Raw genomic sequence first — 15,570 nt, 5'->3', positions numbered from 1 at the left:
CTCCGCCGGGGAATTCCCCGGAAACTTGTCACTGAATATCCCGTTTAGGCTTATTTGACGGATGGCGTGAGCGCGCGGACCCGGGGGTGGTGCATTTCACATGGCCGTGCAATCATCGGGACATGTCCGGGGACGCCCAGGAGCGCCACGAGGCAAGGAGGCAGACATGTCCGCGAATTCCGCCGCATCCAGCCCCTCAACGCCGGCCCAGCCCACCGCGCTGTACGGGGGCAAGACCGGGCGGAGGGTCACGGTCCGCGACATCGCGGCCGCCAAGGAGCGGGGCGAGCGGTGGCCCATGGTCACCGCGTACGACGCCCTGACGGCGAGGATCTTCGACGAGGCCGGCATCCCGGTGCTGCTCGTCGGCGACTCGGCCGCCATGGTCGTCTACGGGTACGACTCGACCCTGCCGGTCACCGTGGACGACCTGCTCCCGCTCACCGCCGCGGTCGTCCGGGGAACCTCCCGGGCGATGATCGTGGCCGACCTGCCGTTCGGCTCCTACCAGGCCTCGCCGCAGCAGGCCCTGGAGACCGCGGCCCGGTTCATGAAGGAGGCCGGCGCGCACGCCGTCAAGCTGGAGGGCGGGCACCGGGTGATCCCCCAGGTCGAGCTGCTCGTCTCGTCCGGTGTCCCGGTCATGGGCCACCTCGGCCTCACCCCCCAGTCCGTCAACGTGCTCGGCGGCTACCGGGTGCAGGGCCGCGGGCAGGCGGGTGACGAGCTGCTCATGGCCGCCAAGGCACTGGAGCACGCGGGCGCGTTCGCCATCGTGCTCGAGTGCGTGCCCAGCGAGCTCGCGCAGCGGGTCACCGCCTCCCTCGGCATTCCCACCATCGGCATCGGGGCCGGGCCGCACACCGACGCCCAGGTCCTGGTCTGGCAGGACCTGATGGGGCTCACCCCGCACCAGCCCAAGTTCGTGAAGAAGTACTTCGACCTCGCCGGCGAGATGAGCCGGGCGGTCCGCGCGTTCGCCGACGAGGTGGTCTCCGGCGCCTTCCCCACCGAAGCGCACAGCTATCACTGAGCACCGGGGCCGGAGGGCCCACCGTACCCGGCCGGCCGGATCCCCGGCGGAGGGTCACCGGCCGGCACCGGGCACCGGGGCGTCCCTGCCCGGTACGGCACGGCGCGTCTCCCCGGGAGGCCGGAGGCCGCACCGGGGAGGCGGTCACGCGGCCCCGGGCGGCTAGACGTCGGTGATCCGGATTCCGGCATGCGCCTTGTACCGCCGGTTGATCGCGATCAGGTTCGCCGTCAGCGCCTCGACCTGGCCCGCGTTGCGCAGCCGGCCCCCGTAGATGCCCCGCACGCCGGGGATCCGCGAGGCGAGCGCCTGCACGATGTCGGTGGCCTCCCGGTCGTCACCGAGCACGAGCACGTCCATGTCGATCTTCTCGACCGACGGGTCGAGCAGCAGCACGGCCGAGACGTGGTGGAACGCGGCCACCACCCGGCTCTCCGGCAGCACGGCCGCCGCCTGCTCGGCCGCGCTCCCCTCCTCGACCGGGAGCGCGTAGGCCCCCCGTTTGTCGAAGCCGAGCGGGTTCACGCAGTCGACGACGATCTTGCCGGCGAGCCGATCGCGCAGCGACTCCAGCAGCGCCTTGTGCCCCTCCCAGGGCACCGCCACGATCACGATGTCCGCCTCGGCGGCGACCACGCCGTTCTCGTCCCCGCGCACCCCGGCCCCGAGGGACTCGGCCACCTCCCGGGCGCGCTCGGCGCTGCGCGAACCGATCAGCACGGGGTGACCGGCCAGCGCGAACCGCCGGGCCAGCCCTCTGCCCTGGTCACCGGTCCCGCCGAGGATGCCGATGGAGAGGCCGGAGACGTCGGGCAGATCATTCTTCTGTGCCATGGGACGATGATGCCAGCCCTGGCGGAATGGCGATCCCCCGGGGTCACGGCCGGGACGGGCGGGGCGGTGCGAGCAGCCCGCCGGCGATGGGCCCGGCCGCGCCCGGCAGGCCGGGGTGGAGAAGCGCTGGGCAGGCCGGGGGTGGAGAACGTGAGCCGGCAGTCCGCCGGCTCGGGCGCACCCCGGACCCGGCGGGGATCCGCCGGGCGCGGGACGGCCGGCGATCGCATTCCCCGGACTCGGCGCGGTGCCGTGAGGCACCATGGCAATCATGGACGCCGCATCGGTGAGTCTGCTCCGCGAGATGCTCGCCGCCACGGAGTGGCTCGATCGCACCCGGGAACTGGGCCGCGCCCTCCGGGCCACCCGCTCCCCGGGCGGGCTGCTCGTCGTCGGAACCCCCAGCTATGAGCCCTGGCACGTGACGGCGCACCTCGCCGACGAGGCGCGGTGGTCCGGGCTCGCGCAGCTCACCCCCACGCTCGTCCGATGGTCCCCGCCCGAGGACGCGCCGGACCACCTGCGGGTGGGCCTGGAGCGGCTCGAGCAGGCCCGGCGGGGCGAGACGCTGTTCGTGGTCGCCGAGGACCGGGCTCCGGTGCCGCTGCTGGAACGGGTGGACGACGCCCGCCGGACCGGTGCGACGATCATCGCGCTCGACGGCGGCGATCCGGAGCTGGAGTCGCTCGCCCACGACGCGTTGGCCGTCCCCGCCGACGGCGTGCTGACCTTCGACGGCGCGCAGCACCTGGTGAGCGCCGCCGCCGGGGAGGTCCGGAAGCCCGGGCTGCGGGAGCGGCTCGCCCGGCTGGCGGAGCGCATCACCGGTCCGCGCATCGATTGGTGACGGGGGTCGGGGGAACGGGGGCCGCGACCGGCCGCCGGCCGGCCCTCACCCGCGTGAGCGGCGGCCCGCCCGTACGGCCAGCGTGAGCGCGGCCCGCCCGGACGCCGGCGGGCGCACGAACGGCCGGGGGACGGGAGGAACGCCGGCGCCCGCCCGGACACCGGGGGGACGGGAGCGCGCGAACGCCGGGACGCTCGAACCCGGTGCGTCGGCCCGGCCGCGGTCAGGCCTCGCCCTCCCAGGCCTCGTCCTGGGCCGCCCACGCCTCATTCCGCTCGGCCGCGGTCTGCAGGGCGCGGGACGCGGCCTCCTCGGAGGCGTACGGCCCCATCCGGCTCTTGTTCGGGCACCCCTGGTCCGGCTCGACGCGCATGTGCTTGAGGCAGAACCACCACTGATCACTCACGTGGTCAATCGTGCCCGCTTCGCACGCAATTAGACTTGACCGCATGACGACGCTGCTTCGCCCGGGGCGGATCTCGCCCCCGCGTAAGGTGCCCGCCCACATCCCGCGCCCCGAGTACGTCGGCAAAGCGGAGCCGAAGAGAGGCGGCAGCGACGTCCAGACCCCGGAGATCATCGAGAAGATGCGCATCGCCGGCCGGATCGCCGCACAGGCGCTCCAGGAGGTCGGCAAGCACGTCGCGCCCGGGGTCACCACCGACGAGCTCGACCGGATCGGGCACGAGTTCCTCTGCGACCACGGCGCGTACCCGTCCACGCTGGGCTACCGCGGGTTCCCCAAGTCCCTGTGCACCTCGATCAACGAGGTGATCTGCCACGGGATCCCGGACGACACCGTCCTCCAGGAGGGCGACATCGTCAACGTGGACATCACCGCGTACATCCACGGCGTGCACGGGGACACGAACGCGACCTTCCTCGTGGGCGAGGTGGACGAGGAGTCACGGCTGCTCGTCGAGCGCACCCGCGAGGCGATGATGCGGGCCATCCGGGCGGTCGCCCCCGGCCGCCAGCTCAACGTCATCGGACGGGTCATCGAGTCCTACGCCAAGCGCTTCGGCTACGGCGTGATCCGCGACTTCACCGGCCACGGCATCGGCACGTCCTTCCACTCCGGGCTGATCGTGCCGCACTACGACGACCCGTCGCTCAAGGTGACCATGGTGCCGGGCATGACGTTCACGATCGAGCCGATGCTCACCCTGGGCACCATCGACTTCGAGATCTGGCCGGACGGGTGGACCGCGGTGACCAAGGACCGGAAGCGGACCGCTCAGTTCGAGCACACCGTGGTGGTCACCGAGACCGGCTACGAGATCCTCACCCTGCCCTGACGGCTCCGGCCGCCCCGGCGGGTCCGCCCCGCCCGGGCAGGGCCGTGCCGCCCCGCCGCCCGTTGTCCCGGCCGGCGGTTCGGCGCGGTCCCGGCCGTTCAGCACGATCCCGGCCGGTGCGCACGATCCTCCGCGTCCGCGGCCGGGCGGGCCGGCGCGGGTCCTTACCGGAGCGCACCCTGCTGACCGGCCACACCACCCATGCCGGGCCGCCCTCAGCCCATACCGGTCCGCCCGCAGCGGACCACCCTCACCGGGCCACGCCGTCCTCACCGCTCCGCCCTCGCCGCTCCGCGCCGGCGGGCCGCCGGCCCGGCATCCGGCCGGCCGGCGCACGGCGGAGGTCAGTCGAGCTGGGCGTCGCGCTTGTGGAGCCGGGCGAGGTACTCGTTGTAGGCGTCCAGCTCCGGGTCGCCGGTGCCGCCGGTCTTCGCCGCGATGGCGTCGGCCCGGCGCTCGGCCCGGCGGGCGGCGCGCTCGTCCGCGCGCCACCACTGGATCGCCAGTGCGATCAGCACGATCAGCGTGGGGATCTCGGTGAAGGCCCACGCGATGCCGCCGCCCAGCCGCTGGTCCGCGAGCGCGGAGCCGCCCCACGTGCGCCCGAGCCCGTCGAACCAGTCGGCGGCGATGGGCGATCCCATGGTCATCGTGGCCACGCCGAAGAACGCGTGGAACGGCGTGGTGACCAGGAGCAGCAGCAGCCGCTGGATGTGCGGCAGCCGCCGGGGGGCCGGATCCACGCCGATGATCAGCCAGAAGAACAGGAACCCGGAGAGCAGGAAGTGCACCTGCATCGCCAGGTGCCCCAGGTGATCGCGCATCGCCGCGGAGAAGAGCGGCGTGAAGTAGAGCAGGAACGGCGAGGCCACGAAGTTCACCGTCGCCACGGCCGGGTGGCTCCAGAACCGCACGTACCCGTTGTGGAGGAACGCCTGGAGCCACTCCCGCGGGCCCCGGTCCCCGCGCCGCGGGCTAGGCTTGAGCGCGCGCAGCGCGAGCGTCATCGGCGCGCCGAGCACCAGCAGGATGGGGATCAGCATGGACTGCAGCATGTGCTGCACCATGTGCACGCTGAACAGCACCGGGGCGTAGCGGGCGAGGCCGCTCTGGGTGGCCAGGACGAGGATCGCGACGCCGAGGTACCAGCTGATCGCCCTCCCCCACGGCCACGCGTCGCCGCGGCGCCGGAGCCGCACCATGCCCGCGGCGTAGAGGCCGGCGAGCAGCGCGCAGACCACGGCGAAGAACAGGTCGAAGTACCACAGCGTCGCGAGGTTCCCGAGCGACACCGGCGGCGGCATGGGGTAGCCGAGGAGCTCGTACGCCCGGTCGAGCGGCACTTGGACCGGTGGCGGGGCGGTGCGGGAGAGCGCCACCGCGAGGCCGAGGGTGGCGGTCATCACCATGACCTCGCCCATGGCCAGGCTCACGAACGCGTACGGCTCCCCCGCCTCCAGCCTCGGGAGCGTGCGCACCCGGTGCCGCCAGCCGAGGAACCCGAGCACCGCGAACGCCGCGATCTTGGCGAGCACGAGCCCGCCGTAGGCGGAGGTGAACAGGTCGCCGATCGACGTGAGCCGGGCGGCCGCGCTCGCCACGCCGGAGAGCCCCACCCCGATGAAGCACCAGAGCGCCATCCGGGAGAACCGGGCGGCGGCGACGGCCAGGTGCGGCTCCTTGCGGAACGCGTGGACGCAGAGCACCACGAGGCCGCCCACCCACGGCGCCAGGCACACGACGTGGAACGCGACCGAGGTGATGGCGAGCCCGTGGTTGGGCGACGTGGCCGAGTGCCCGGTGAGCGGCGGTGGCAGGGTGGTCGCGAGCGCGAAGAGCAGCAGCGCGCCGGTGGCCCCCACGCTCATCGTCCCCCGCGCGAACATCGCGATCGAGGCGGCGAACAGCACCACGAGGGTGAGGGCGATCCCCTGCGGCACCTGGCTCGCGTAGCTGGTGAGCTCGCTGCCGCCGAGGAGCTGGTCCACCGGGACGCCGAGCGTCTCGGACAGGCCGAACATCAGGGCGGAGGCCGCGGCCGCCGCCCACGCCAGCGCGGCCCACGACGCGGCCCGCACGTACCCCTGGGCGGCCTTGCCGAGCATGCCCTTGTCGCTCGGCAGCAGCATGGCGCTGAACAGCAGCAGCCCCACGGTGAGCGCGGCCGCGCCGTCCAGCGCCAGCTTCGAGACGGGCAGCATCCAGCGGGTGAGCGCGCCTTCGTCGGGCAGGCCCGGGATGATCCTCGGCGTGGCGGCGCCACCCGCGACCATGCCGATGATCAGGGCGACGGCGGCGGCGCAGGCGGCCGCCACCGCCAGCCGTACGATGCGGCTCACGGCTTCTTCCTGAGGCTGAGCAGCAGGCCGATCCCCACGCCGGCGACCCCGAAGACCACGGCCCACAGCCATCCGGGGATGCGCGGCGACGTCTCCTCGCTCGCCGCCTCGGCGGGCGTGGCCTCGGCACCGGCCGTCTGGGCCGGCGTCTGCTGCTGATCGGCGACGGCCGGCGTGGACGCCGCCTCGGACGCGCCGGGGGCCGCCTCGGACGCGCCGGGCGCCGGCGACTCCTCCTGCCCGTCGTCCGGGCTCCCGACCACGGTGAAGGGGATCTCCCCCTCCACCGGGTGACCGTCGGCCGACACCACCCGGTAGGCGATGGTGTACTCGCCCGGCGGGACCGGTGAGGCGACGTCGCTGTAGACCCGCGGCCCGTCGACCACCGGCTTGCCGCGCTCGTATCGCTTGCCGTCCGGGCCCCGTACGATCACCGTGGGGAACCGCGCGGACTCGGTGAACTCGAGCGTCACCCTGCGCAGGCTCTCGACCTTGGCGTTCTTCGCCGGATCGCTGCTCCGCAGCGAGGTGTGCGCCTGTGCGGGGAGGGATATCGCCAGCTCCGTCATGATCGTGATCACGAACGCGATGGCGGCGGCGAGCACGGACTTCTTCATGGCACCTCCAGGCTACCGGCCCATGACCCGACCCCAACCATGGATCGGCCGCCTGTGGACGCCCGCCGCCCCTCCCGCGATCCGGCGGCGCGAGGCCCCCTCGGCGCCCCGTTCCGGCGCGGCCTCAGAGCCCCACGCAGGCGAGCGCGCGCTGGTGGTCGGCCACGCACCCCTCCTCGTCGCCGATCCGTTCCCGCAGCTCGGCGACGGCGCGCCACTTCTCCGCGAGCGTCCGGGTGGCGGGCAGGCGCTTGAGGTGCTCCGCGGCCGAGTCGAGCTCGGCGCGGGCCTGATCGTTCTGGCCGAGCAGCGAGCAGGCGAGGCCGAGCACGAGGTGGGTCTCGGCGAGCACCGCGGAGCTCATCCCGCCGGTCGCCTTGGCCGCGGCGGCGCGCGCGTGCGCGGCGGCCGCGTGCGGATCGCCGAGCTGGATCTCCGCGCGGGCGAGGTCGATCAGGCAGGAGACGACGTCCGCGGCCCCGGCCGCCGACTCCTCCAGCTCGCGCAGCGCCCGGAGCAGCAGGTCCCGCGCCCGCGCCGCCTCGGCCGGGCGCACCTGGCGCAGGAGGACCGCGTAGGCCGCCCGGAGCCGGGCGAGGTTGCGCGGCTCGCCGTTCTCCGACTGCACGGCGAGGGCCCGTTCGGCCAGGGAGAGCGCCTCATCGCCGCAGCCGATCCGGCCGACGATCATGGCGGCGTTCCAGCAGGCGGCGACGATCGCCCGGGCCGTGCCGAGCGACTCGGCGGCGGACAGCAGCTCGGCGGAGAACTGGCGCGCCCGCAGCAGGTCGCCCCGCTCGATGTAGGCGGCGAGCAGCGTGGAGCCGAGCTCGATCAGATCGTCGTTCCACTCGGGCCGCCCCTTCGGCAGCCCGAGGGTCTCCTCGCCGACCTGGACCGCCTCGTGGAGCGCTCCGAACTCGCGGTAGCAGCGGCAGAGCGCGATGGAGATCTGGATCCGCCGCTCGGGGGTCTGGCCCTCGGTGTCCTCGTCGCGGAGCGAGCGGAGCACGTCGATCGCCTCGGCGAGGTCGCCGCAGGCCTCGGTGGCGAGGGCGTAGCCGAACCGCGCGTCCTGCCGCTGCGCCGCCAGGCTCTCGAGGTTGCGGTCCTCCAGCAGCTCGGCGTACCGGCGGCGGGCCTCGGCGAGATCGCCGTTCTCGAGGGCGAGCCGGGCGAACCGCAGCGCGAGCTCGATCTCCTCGAGCTCCTCGTTGGTCACCCCGTTGATCAGGTACGTGAGCGAACAGCCGAGCTTTTGCGCAATTAACTCCAACACCGCGGGCGTCGGCGTGCGCTTACCGCTTTCGATAAGTGAGACATAACTGTCCGACAACTCCGGGTGAGCGAGCTGCGCCTGCGAAAGGCCGCGCTGCTTTCGGAGCATTTTGATGCGCTCACCGATCGAACCTTGACTGGCCACCTGCACCTCTAGAGAGAATAAGGAACCGACGGTCTTTCAAGCCCTCGAGGAAAGAGAAGTCATGCGCCGCGTGATCACGTTCGCTATTGCCGTCCTGACGTCGGTCGGCCTGACGATTGGAGCCAATGCTACGGCCGCGAATGCCGAAACGCCACAGGTCGTCGCGTTCGGCGGCTGGTACTGCTGCTGACCGATCGACGGCCAGGAGATGACCTTCCGGCGGCTTCCGGCCGTCTCCCCGTGGGATGGGCGGACCGGAGGCCGCCGCAGCGTTCTCGGCGGCCGGTGGCGCCCGGTCAAGCCTCCCGCCGCCCGCGTCACGCGGCGCGCAGGGCCAGGTACAGATCGACCCGGTCGCTCATCGAGGAGAGGTCCTTCCCGGTGAGCTGCTCGACCCGGCGGATCCGGTAACGGACCGTGTTGACGTGCACGTGCAGCCGTTCGGCGCAGAGGTTCCATGATCCGGCGCACTCCAGGTAGACGGCGAGCGTGCGCACCAGCTCGGCGCCGTGCCGCCGGTCGTACTCGTACAGCGGCCCGAGCAGGCGGGCGGCGAACGACCGCCGGATCTCCCCCGGCACGGTCGCGAGCAGCAGCGCGTGCGTGTAGATCTGGTCGCTGGTGACCACTCCCCCGCCCCGGCCGGCGGCCATCCGCCGCGCGTGCCCCGCCTCCTCCACCCCGCCGCGGATCGCGGCCGCCCCGCGGAGCGCGCCGCTGATCCCGATGGAGATCCTGGTGCCGGGCAGGCCGCGGACGAGCAGGCCGGCGCGCTCCCGCAGCCGGGCCGCGAGGGTGTCCACGTCGACCGCGCGCAGCGGGACCAGCGCCACCGCGCCGTCGGGCGAGACCGCGGTCACCACCTCCCGGTCGAGCAGCTCCTCCAGCACCCGGCCGCCGAGGGCCGCGGCGTCCTGCCCCGATGCGCCGTTCGGCCCGGTCGTCACGGTCGCCGTCACCACCGCGTACCGCTCGGTGGCCTCGATGCCGCAGGTCCGCAGCCGGGCGGCCAGCTCGGACGGGTCGGCGTCGCCCAGGGCGAAGGCGATGAGCTGCTCGGCGAGCCGCCGCTCGACCCGGCGGCCCTCCTCCAGCCGGGTGCGCTCCATGGCGACGCAGGAGGCGAGCTCGAAGCCGATCTCCGGATCGAGCTCCCCGCGGCAGACGAGCGCCCACCCGGCCACCCGGGGTGAGCGGTCGACGGCGAGCAGCGTGTACGGCCCGGCCTCCTCCTCGGGCACGTCGCCCGCCTTGAGGTCGACCACCGCGGGCAGGCGGACGGCGGTGAGGAACTCCCGGGCCAGCCGCACCGCGGTGGCGGCGCCGAGCCGCCCGGCGATGACCGAGCCGGCCGAGGAGATCACGGCCGCGGTGACCCCGAGCTCGCCGGCGATCAGCCGGCAGAGCTCCTCGAGGTCGGCCCCCTCGGCGACCGCGGCGACGATGCGGCGCCGGCGGCCGAGCGCGCCGCGCAGCTCACCGGCCCGGATCCGGGCGAGCGGGGCGCCCACGATCTCGATGATCGAGCCGAAGGACACCTCGACCGGCACCTCGAAGAGCGGCAGCCCGCGGGCGCGGCAGGCGGCCACGAGGTCGCCGGGGACGGTCCCGAGCCGGGCGGCGCCCGCGCCGAGCGCGGCGACCCCGGCCCGCACCAGCGCGTCGGCGAACCGCTCGGAGTCGGCCGGTTCCTGCCGCCACATCAGCCCGGTGAGGACGAGCTCACCGCCGGACAGGTAGCGCCCGGGGTCGGGGAGGTCGGTGACGATCACGCCGGTGAGCTCGGGGTCGGCGTGGTCGTCCGGGGTGAGCAGCCCGAGCCGGAGCTCCGGGATCGCGAGCAGTTCCCTCAGCCGCACGCCCTCAGCGTATTTGGAGGATGCTACAAGCGCCGAGACCCGACACGGCGCGCATTCCATGATCTGCGCCCATAGGGCCCGCCCGCGGTGCCTGCTGTACTTCCGGTAAAGCCGCATCCCGACCGACGACCGAGGGCGAGCCATGACGACTGAGACCGGACGGCGCGCCGGCATCGGCGCGAGCGTGCTGAGGCCCGACGGCGCGCTCAAGGTGACCGGCGAGTTCGCGTACGCCTCCGATCTGTGGCTGGACGACATGCTGTGGGGGGTCACGCTGCGGAGCCCGCACCCGTCGGCGTGGATCCGCTCCATCGACATCGGGCCCGCCCTGGCCATCCCGGGGGTGGTCGCGGTGCTCACCCACGAGGACGTGCCGGGCGAGAAGTTCTACGGGCTGGAGCGCAAGGACCAGCCGGTCCTCGCCATCGACCAGGTGCGCTACCAGGGGGAGCCGGTCGCGCTGGTCGCCGCCGACCACCCGGAGACCGCGCGGCGGGCGGCCGCGGCGATCCGGGTGGAGTACGAGCCGCGGGAGCCGGTCACCGACCCCTGGCGGGCGGCGTTCGACCCGTCGTGCCCCGCCGTGCACCCGGGGGGCAACCTCGTCCGCTACCAGCCGGTCCGGGTGGGGACGGTCGGCCCGGAGGCCCGCACGGCCGACGGGGCGCGGGCGGAGGTCGTGGTAACCGGCGAGTACGAGGTCGGCATGCAGGACCAGGCGCCGCTCGGCCCGGAGTCCGGCCTGGCCGTGCCCGCGGACGACGGCGGGGTGGACCTGTTCGTGGCCACCCAGTGGCTCCACGTCGACCGGGACCAGATCGCGCCGTGCCTGGGCCTGCCGCCGGAGAAGGTGCGGATCTCCCTGGCCGGGGTCGGCGGCGCGTTCGGCGCCCGCGAGGACCTGTCCATGCAGATCCACGCGTGCCTGCTCGCCCTGCGCACCGGCCGCCCGGTCAAGATGGTCTACGGCCGGGAGGAGTCGTTCCTCGGGCACGTCCACCGCCACCCGGCCCGGATGCGGTACGAGCACGGCGCCACGGCGGACGGCCGGCTCGTCTACGTCAAGGCCGAGATCCTCCTCGACGGCGGGGCGTACTGCTCGTCCACCCCGGCGGTGGTCGGCAACGCCGCCTCGCTCGGGGTGGGGCCGTACCGGGTGGACAACATCTGGATCGACGCGTACGGCGTGTACACGAACAACCCGCCGTGCGGGGCGATGCGCGGGTTCGGCGCGGTCCAGGCGTGCTTCGCGTACGAGTCGCAGATGGACCGGCTCGCCGAGGCGTGCGGGCTGTCGCCGATCGAGATCCGGCTGCGCAACGCGGTCGGCCAGGGATCGCGGATCGCGACCGGGCAGGTGATCGACTCACCGGCGCCGCTCGCCGAGATGCTCCGGGAGATCGCGGCGATGCCGCTGCCGCCCGAGCGGCCGGCCGCCGCGGACCTGCGCTCGCTGCCCGGGGGCGTGGCCCAGACGACCCGCGGCGAGGGGGTGCGGCGCGGGGTCGGCTACGCCGTGGGCATCAAGAACATCTGCTTCTCCGAGGGGTTCGACGACTACTCGACCGCCCGGGTGCGGGTGGAGCTGCTCGGCGGCGAGCCCCACGTGCTCGTGCACACCGCGGCGGCCGAGGTCGGCCAGGGGGTGGTCACCGTCCAGGCGCAGATCGCCCGGACCGAGCTCGGCATCGAGCGGGTGACGGTCGCCCCGGCGGACACCTCGATCGGCTCGGCCGGCTCCACCTCCGCCTCCCGCCAGTCGTACATGACCGGCGGTGCGGTCAAGGCCGCCTGCGAGGCGGTACGGCGGCGCCTGGACGAGCTGCGGGCCGCGCACCCGGACCTGTCCCTGGAGGAGCTGCTCGAGCGGTACGGCCCGGTGGAGGAGACGCGGGAGTTCCGCCACCGGCCGACCCGACCCATGGACCCGGTCACCGGGCAGGGCGACTCGCACGTGCAGCTCGCGCTCTGCGTGCACCGCGCCGTGGTGGACGTGGACGTGGAGCTCGGCCTGGTCAAGGTGGTGGAGCTCGCGGCCGTGCAGGACGTGGGCCGGATCCTCAACCCGCTCGCCCTGGAGGGCCAGATCCACGGCGGCAGCGCCCAGGGCCTCGGCCTGGCGCTGATGGAGGAGATCCAGGTGCGGGACGGGCGGGTGCTCAACCCGTCGTTCACCGATTACCTGATCCCCACGATCCTCGACGTGCCGCCGATGCGCCTGTCGATCAAGGAGTATCCGGACCCGCACGCCCCCTACGGGCTGCGCGGGGCGGGCGAGCCGCCGACGCTCTCGTCGACCCCGGCGATCGTGGCGGCGGTGCGCGCCGCGACCGGCCTGGAGCTCTCCCGGGTGCCGATCCGCCCGGAGGACATCGCCCTGGCCGCGGTGTGAGGGCGGTCCGGCGTCACCCGGCGCGCTCGCGGCCCCGGCGCACCCTCGCGTGGCCCGGCGTCACGGGGACCCGCCGTCACCCGACCGGCTGCGGGGACGGCGGGGCCGCGCCGCCGGTGAGCAGGGCGTAGAAGGCGTCGGCCTGCTCCTTGGTGAAGCCGGCGATGCCGAGGCTGTCCTGGCTGATCTCCTGCGCCACCCGGGGCGCCGCCACCACCCGGTCCTGCGCCACGATGGCGAGCTGGCCGTTGACCGTCTCCTTGATGAGCTCGGCGACGTCGTCCCGGGTCTCAGGAGAGAGCACCAGGCGGATGGAGTAGGTGCCGTCGCGCTCGGCCCGCTGCTCGATCTTCTGCACGCTCGTCACGGTGACGCCGGGCTCGAGCAGGTAGCAGGTGGTGTCCTTGTCGTCGGGGATCCCGTCGGTGCCGGTGCAGGGCGCGGGGGCGACCCCGGCGACGGGCGCGAAGTGCACGGGCACGTACAGTCGGACGACCTGCGGCCGGGAGAGCGGCGGCACGTCGGGGTTGCGGGTCATGAGCACGGCGATGGCGCCGAGCACGCCGGTCATCACCACGAGGATCAGCAGCGCCGCGGCGAGCACGATGGTCGTCCGCCGCGCCGCCCGGGGGTGCTCCCCTGCGGCGCCCACGCCGGTCCCGCCGGACGGCCCGCCGGTCCGCGCCGGCCCGGGGCCCCCCTCCCCCGTCGGGGCATCACTCGGAAGGGGCGGGCTCGCGCTGCCCGCCTCGGTCTCGGTCACGCCTGCAAAGCGTATCAAGATACCCGCAATTTCGGTAATCCGGCAATTATCGGTTTCCTGTGTCCGGTACGGCACCGGCGGAATGAAATCGCCGATGCACGGGAATTCGCCGGGAAAGCGTGATTCCCGGGAAAAATCACCGGGAATTCCCGGGCCAGGGCGGAAATCCTCGGCCCCGGCCGCGGTCGTCCCCGGAGCGGAAATTCCCGCCGTCCGCGGAACCGTTTTCCCTCGCCCTGGACACCGGTGGCCGGTCTCCCTGCCCGCGGCCGGGTCGCGGAGCCCGGAGCGCCCGGTGCCCCGGCGGGGCCGTGCCGTACGGGCCGCGCCCGCTCAGGAGCCCGGCCCGGCGCTCAGCGGCCCGGCGCGGGTGTCACCGGCCCAGGAGGCCGGTGGCGGTGTCCCCGCCAGGATGCCGGTGGCGGTGTCCCCGCTCAGGAGGCCAGCGGCGAGGGGGTGGCCGGCGGCTCCGCGGAGGCCGACGGCGAGGGGGACTTGCCCGGCATGCCGATCTCCGGGTCCGGCGTCGGCAGCGGCTGATCGGCGGTGATGCTCAGGCCGCCGGTGCACGCCGCCCCGAACTCGGGGGTGTGCTTCGGGTTCTGCTTGTAGGTCTTGATGAACTCCGGCAGGCGCGGGTCGTCGGCCCGGTCCAGCTTGAGCTGGTGGTTCCAGGAGGTGACCATGATCTTGGCCGAGAGGCCCGGGTACGGGCTGAGCAGCATGTAGTCGGCCGAGGCGAGCTCCTTCAGCTTGTTCACCTCGCTCTCCGGGAGGTCGGGCCGGTAGGTGATCCACACCGCCCCGTGCTCGAGCGAGTGCACCGCGAGCTCGTCGTGGATGGGCTTGTCGTAGATGCCGCAGTTCTGCCACACGTAGTTGTGGGTGCCGCCGACCGGCGGCGTCTCCTTGTAGCTCACCTTGGTCCAGCTGTGGTCACCGCCCCGGTAGCTGAAGCGCTGCACCTCGGCGAGGGACCGCTCCGCCCGGCTGGTGACGACGGCGAAGCCGGCCAACGTGATGATGACGACGGTCACGAGCCCGCCGATCCCCCAGATGAGGGCGGCCTGGCGGCGCTCCCGGCGCCGCTGCTCGGCGCGCACCCGCTCCAGCCGCTCGCGCCTGGACTGCTTTCCTTGCCCCATCGGTCCTCCGGCTGATACCGCACCCTGCGGCACGGAGGATAGTGTCCCTTTAATCCGGTTTCTAAATGATCAAGCTTCAGGATGGCGGCGACGAGATGACGACCGGCGACACCGCCGAGCGCCTGGAGGCCGGCCTCGGGGCCGATCCCGGCGGACGGCGATGGTGGCGGACGCCCCTGCTCCTGGTGGTGACCGCGCTGATCACGGCGGTCACCGTCGCGCTGCTCATCGGCAGGTGGGGGGCGCCCGGAGACGCCTCGCCCGAGGCCGGGTTCGCCCGCGACATGGCGATCCACCACGCCCAGGCCGTGGAGATGTCGTTCATCGTGCGCGGCAAGACCACCGACGAGGCGCTCCGCACGCTGGCCTACGACATCATCACCACCCAGAGCACGCAGCGCGGCGTATTCATGGGCTGGCTGCAGCAGTGGGGCCTCAGCCAGGCCTCGAGCCGGCCGCCGATGGCCTGGATGTCGGGTCACGGGCACGGCGGCGGGGCCACGGCGAGCCCGCGCCCCGCGACGGGCGGCCTGATGGCCGGGATGGCCACCCCCGAGGAGATGGAGCGGCTGCGCGCGGCCACCGGCCGGGAGGCGGAGATCCTCTTCCTCCAGCTCATGATCCGCCACCACGTGGGCGGGGTGGAGATGGCCGAGGGGGTGCTGCGCCTCTCGAAGCGGGAGGAGGTGCGCGACATGGCGCAGCACATCGTGGACTCGCAGAACGCGGAGGTCACGCTGATGAAGCGGATGCTCGCCGACCGGGGAGCCGAGCCGCTGCCCTGAGCGCGCCGCCCGGCCGCCGGGAGGCCACCCGCGGCCCGGCCCGCCGGGAAGCCGATGAAACTTTCATCGCGCCGGGGCTCCACGCCGCCTTCGAGCTCATGGCAGGGCCGCGCGCCGCCTGCGGCCCCATGGCAAGGCCGCCTCTTGACAACGCCGCGCCGCCTGCGGCCTCACCGCGGGGCCGCGCGCCCGCCGGCGGCACCGGGCCGCGCGGCGGAGCGCCGGGCGTGGGGTG

At 73.8% G+C, this 15,570-nt stretch carries 14 protein-coding genes; 6 read left to right on the top strand and 8 right to left on the bottom strand.

The window, feature by feature from the left end:
• Window positions 1-166: 166 nt before the first annotated feature.
• Window positions 167-1,033: a 3-methyl-2-oxobutanoate hydroxymethyltransferase gene (gene panB, locus TBIS_RS06255; protein ID WP_013131501.1), complete on the top strand. Its 867-nt coding sequence runs from the start codon at window positions 167-169 to the stop codon at window positions 1,031-1,033.
• Between the two features lie 162 nt (window positions 1,034-1,195).
• Here panB and npdG read toward each other — a convergent pair whose 3' ends face one another.
• Window positions 1,196-1,867: an NADPH-dependent F420 reductase gene (npdG, locus tag TBIS_RS06250; protein ID WP_013131500.1), complete on the bottom strand. Its 672-nt coding sequence runs from the start codon at window positions 1,865-1,867 to the stop codon at window positions 1,196-1,198.
• Between the two features lie 271 nt (window positions 1,868-2,138).
• On the opposite strand from npdG, the gene TBIS_RS06245 reads away from it, so the two are divergent.
• Window positions 2,139-2,714 carry a hypothetical protein gene (locus tag TBIS_RS06245; protein ID WP_204251907.1) on the top strand — a complete coding sequence of 192 codons (576 nt, stop codon included), beginning with the start codon at window positions 2,139-2,141 and terminating at the stop codon, window positions 2,712-2,714.
• Window positions 2,715-2,937: 223 nt separating this feature from the next.
• Here TBIS_RS06245 and TBIS_RS06240 read toward each other — a convergent pair whose 3' ends face one another.
• Window positions 2,938-3,120, bottom strand: a complete 183-nt coding sequence (locus TBIS_RS06240) for a hypothetical protein (protein ID WP_013131498.1) — start codon at window positions 3,118-3,120, stop codon at window positions 2,938-2,940.
• Window positions 3,121-3,163: 43 nt separating this feature from the next.
• On the opposite strand from TBIS_RS06240, the gene map reads away from it, so the two are divergent.
• The gene (gene map, locus TBIS_RS06235) at window positions 3,164-4,012 is read left to right on the top strand and encodes a type I methionyl aminopeptidase (protein ID WP_013131497.1); all 849 of its coding nucleotides are present in this window, start codon (window positions 3,164-3,166) and stop codon (window positions 4,010-4,012) included.
• A 344-nt stretch (window positions 4,013-4,356) separates the two neighbouring features.
• Here the strand turns inward: map and TBIS_RS06230 are convergent, their stop codons facing one another.
• The 3 genes from TBIS_RS06230 to TBIS_RS06220 form a co-directional block, all read right to left on the bottom strand.
• Complete coding sequence (locus TBIS_RS06230; RefSeq protein ID WP_013131496.1) at window positions 4,357-6,351, bottom strand: bifunctional copper resistance protein CopD/cytochrome c oxidase assembly protein; 1,995 nt, start codon at window positions 6,349-6,351, stop codon at window positions 4,357-4,359.
• A complete protein-coding gene (locus tag TBIS_RS18085; RefSeq protein ID WP_013131495.1) occupies window positions 6,348-6,968 on the bottom strand; it encodes a copper resistance CopC family protein in 621 nt (206 codons plus the stop codon). Before TBIS_RS18085 ends, TBIS_RS06230 begins: the two co-directional genes overlap by 4 nt.
• Window positions 6,969-7,092: 124 nt before the next feature.
• Entirely contained in the window at window positions 7,093-8,391 is a 1,299-nt protein-coding gene (locus tag TBIS_RS06220) for a helix-turn-helix domain-containing protein (RefSeq protein ID WP_013131494.1), read from the bottom strand.
• A gap of 61 nt (window positions 8,392-8,452) precedes the next feature.
• Between TBIS_RS06220 and TBIS_RS20050 the strand changes: the two genes are divergently transcribed.
• Complete coding sequence (locus tag TBIS_RS20050; RefSeq protein WP_277397022.1) at window positions 8,453-8,581, top strand: hypothetical protein; 129 nt, start codon at window positions 8,453-8,455, stop codon at window positions 8,579-8,581.
• Window positions 8,582-8,708: 127 nt separating this feature from the next.
• Here the strand turns inward: TBIS_RS20050 and TBIS_RS06215 are convergent, their stop codons facing one another.
• A complete protein-coding gene (locus TBIS_RS06215) occupies window positions 8,709-10,250 on the bottom strand; it encodes a PucR family transcriptional regulator (protein WP_041431283.1) in 1,542 nt (513 codons plus the stop codon).
• 142 nt (window positions 10,251-10,392) lie between these two features.
• Between TBIS_RS06215 and TBIS_RS06210 the strand changes: the two genes are divergently transcribed.
• Entirely contained in the window at window positions 10,393-12,642 is a 2,250-nt protein-coding gene (locus tag TBIS_RS06210; protein WP_013131492.1) for a xanthine dehydrogenase family protein molybdopterin-binding subunit, read from the top strand.
• Window positions 12,643-12,718: 76 nt separating this feature from the next.
• Here TBIS_RS06210 and TBIS_RS06205 read toward each other — a convergent pair whose 3' ends face one another.
• Together TBIS_RS06205 and TBIS_RS06200 are read right to left on the bottom strand one after the other, a co-directional pair.
• Window positions 12,719-13,405: a SecDF P1 head subdomain-containing protein gene (locus TBIS_RS06205; RefSeq protein ID WP_013131491.1), complete on the bottom strand. Its 687-nt coding sequence runs from the start codon at window positions 13,403-13,405 to the stop codon at window positions 12,719-12,721.
• Window positions 13,406-13,839: 434 nt separating this feature from the next.
• Window positions 13,840-14,550 (bottom strand): DUF3105 domain-containing protein, encoded by a 711-nt coding sequence (locus tag TBIS_RS06200; protein WP_013131490.1) that lies wholly within the window; start codon window positions 14,548-14,550, stop codon window positions 13,840-13,842.
• Window positions 14,551-14,615: 65 nt separating this feature from the next.
• On the opposite strand from TBIS_RS06200, the gene TBIS_RS06195 reads away from it, so the two are divergent.
• Window positions 14,616-15,335 (top strand): DUF305 domain-containing protein, encoded by a 720-nt coding sequence (locus tag TBIS_RS06195; RefSeq protein ID WP_013131489.1) that lies wholly within the window; start codon window positions 14,616-14,618, stop codon window positions 15,333-15,335.
• Window positions 15,336-15,570 lie beyond the last annotated feature (235 nt).

The organism is Thermobispora bispora DSM 43833, assembly GCF_000092645.1.
GTDB lineage: Bacteria > Actinomycetota > Actinomycetes > Streptosporangiales > Streptosporangiaceae > Thermobispora > Thermobispora bispora.
Note: the sequence above shows the minus strand (reverse complement) of the source record. Positions and strands in the feature narration are given on the sequence as shown.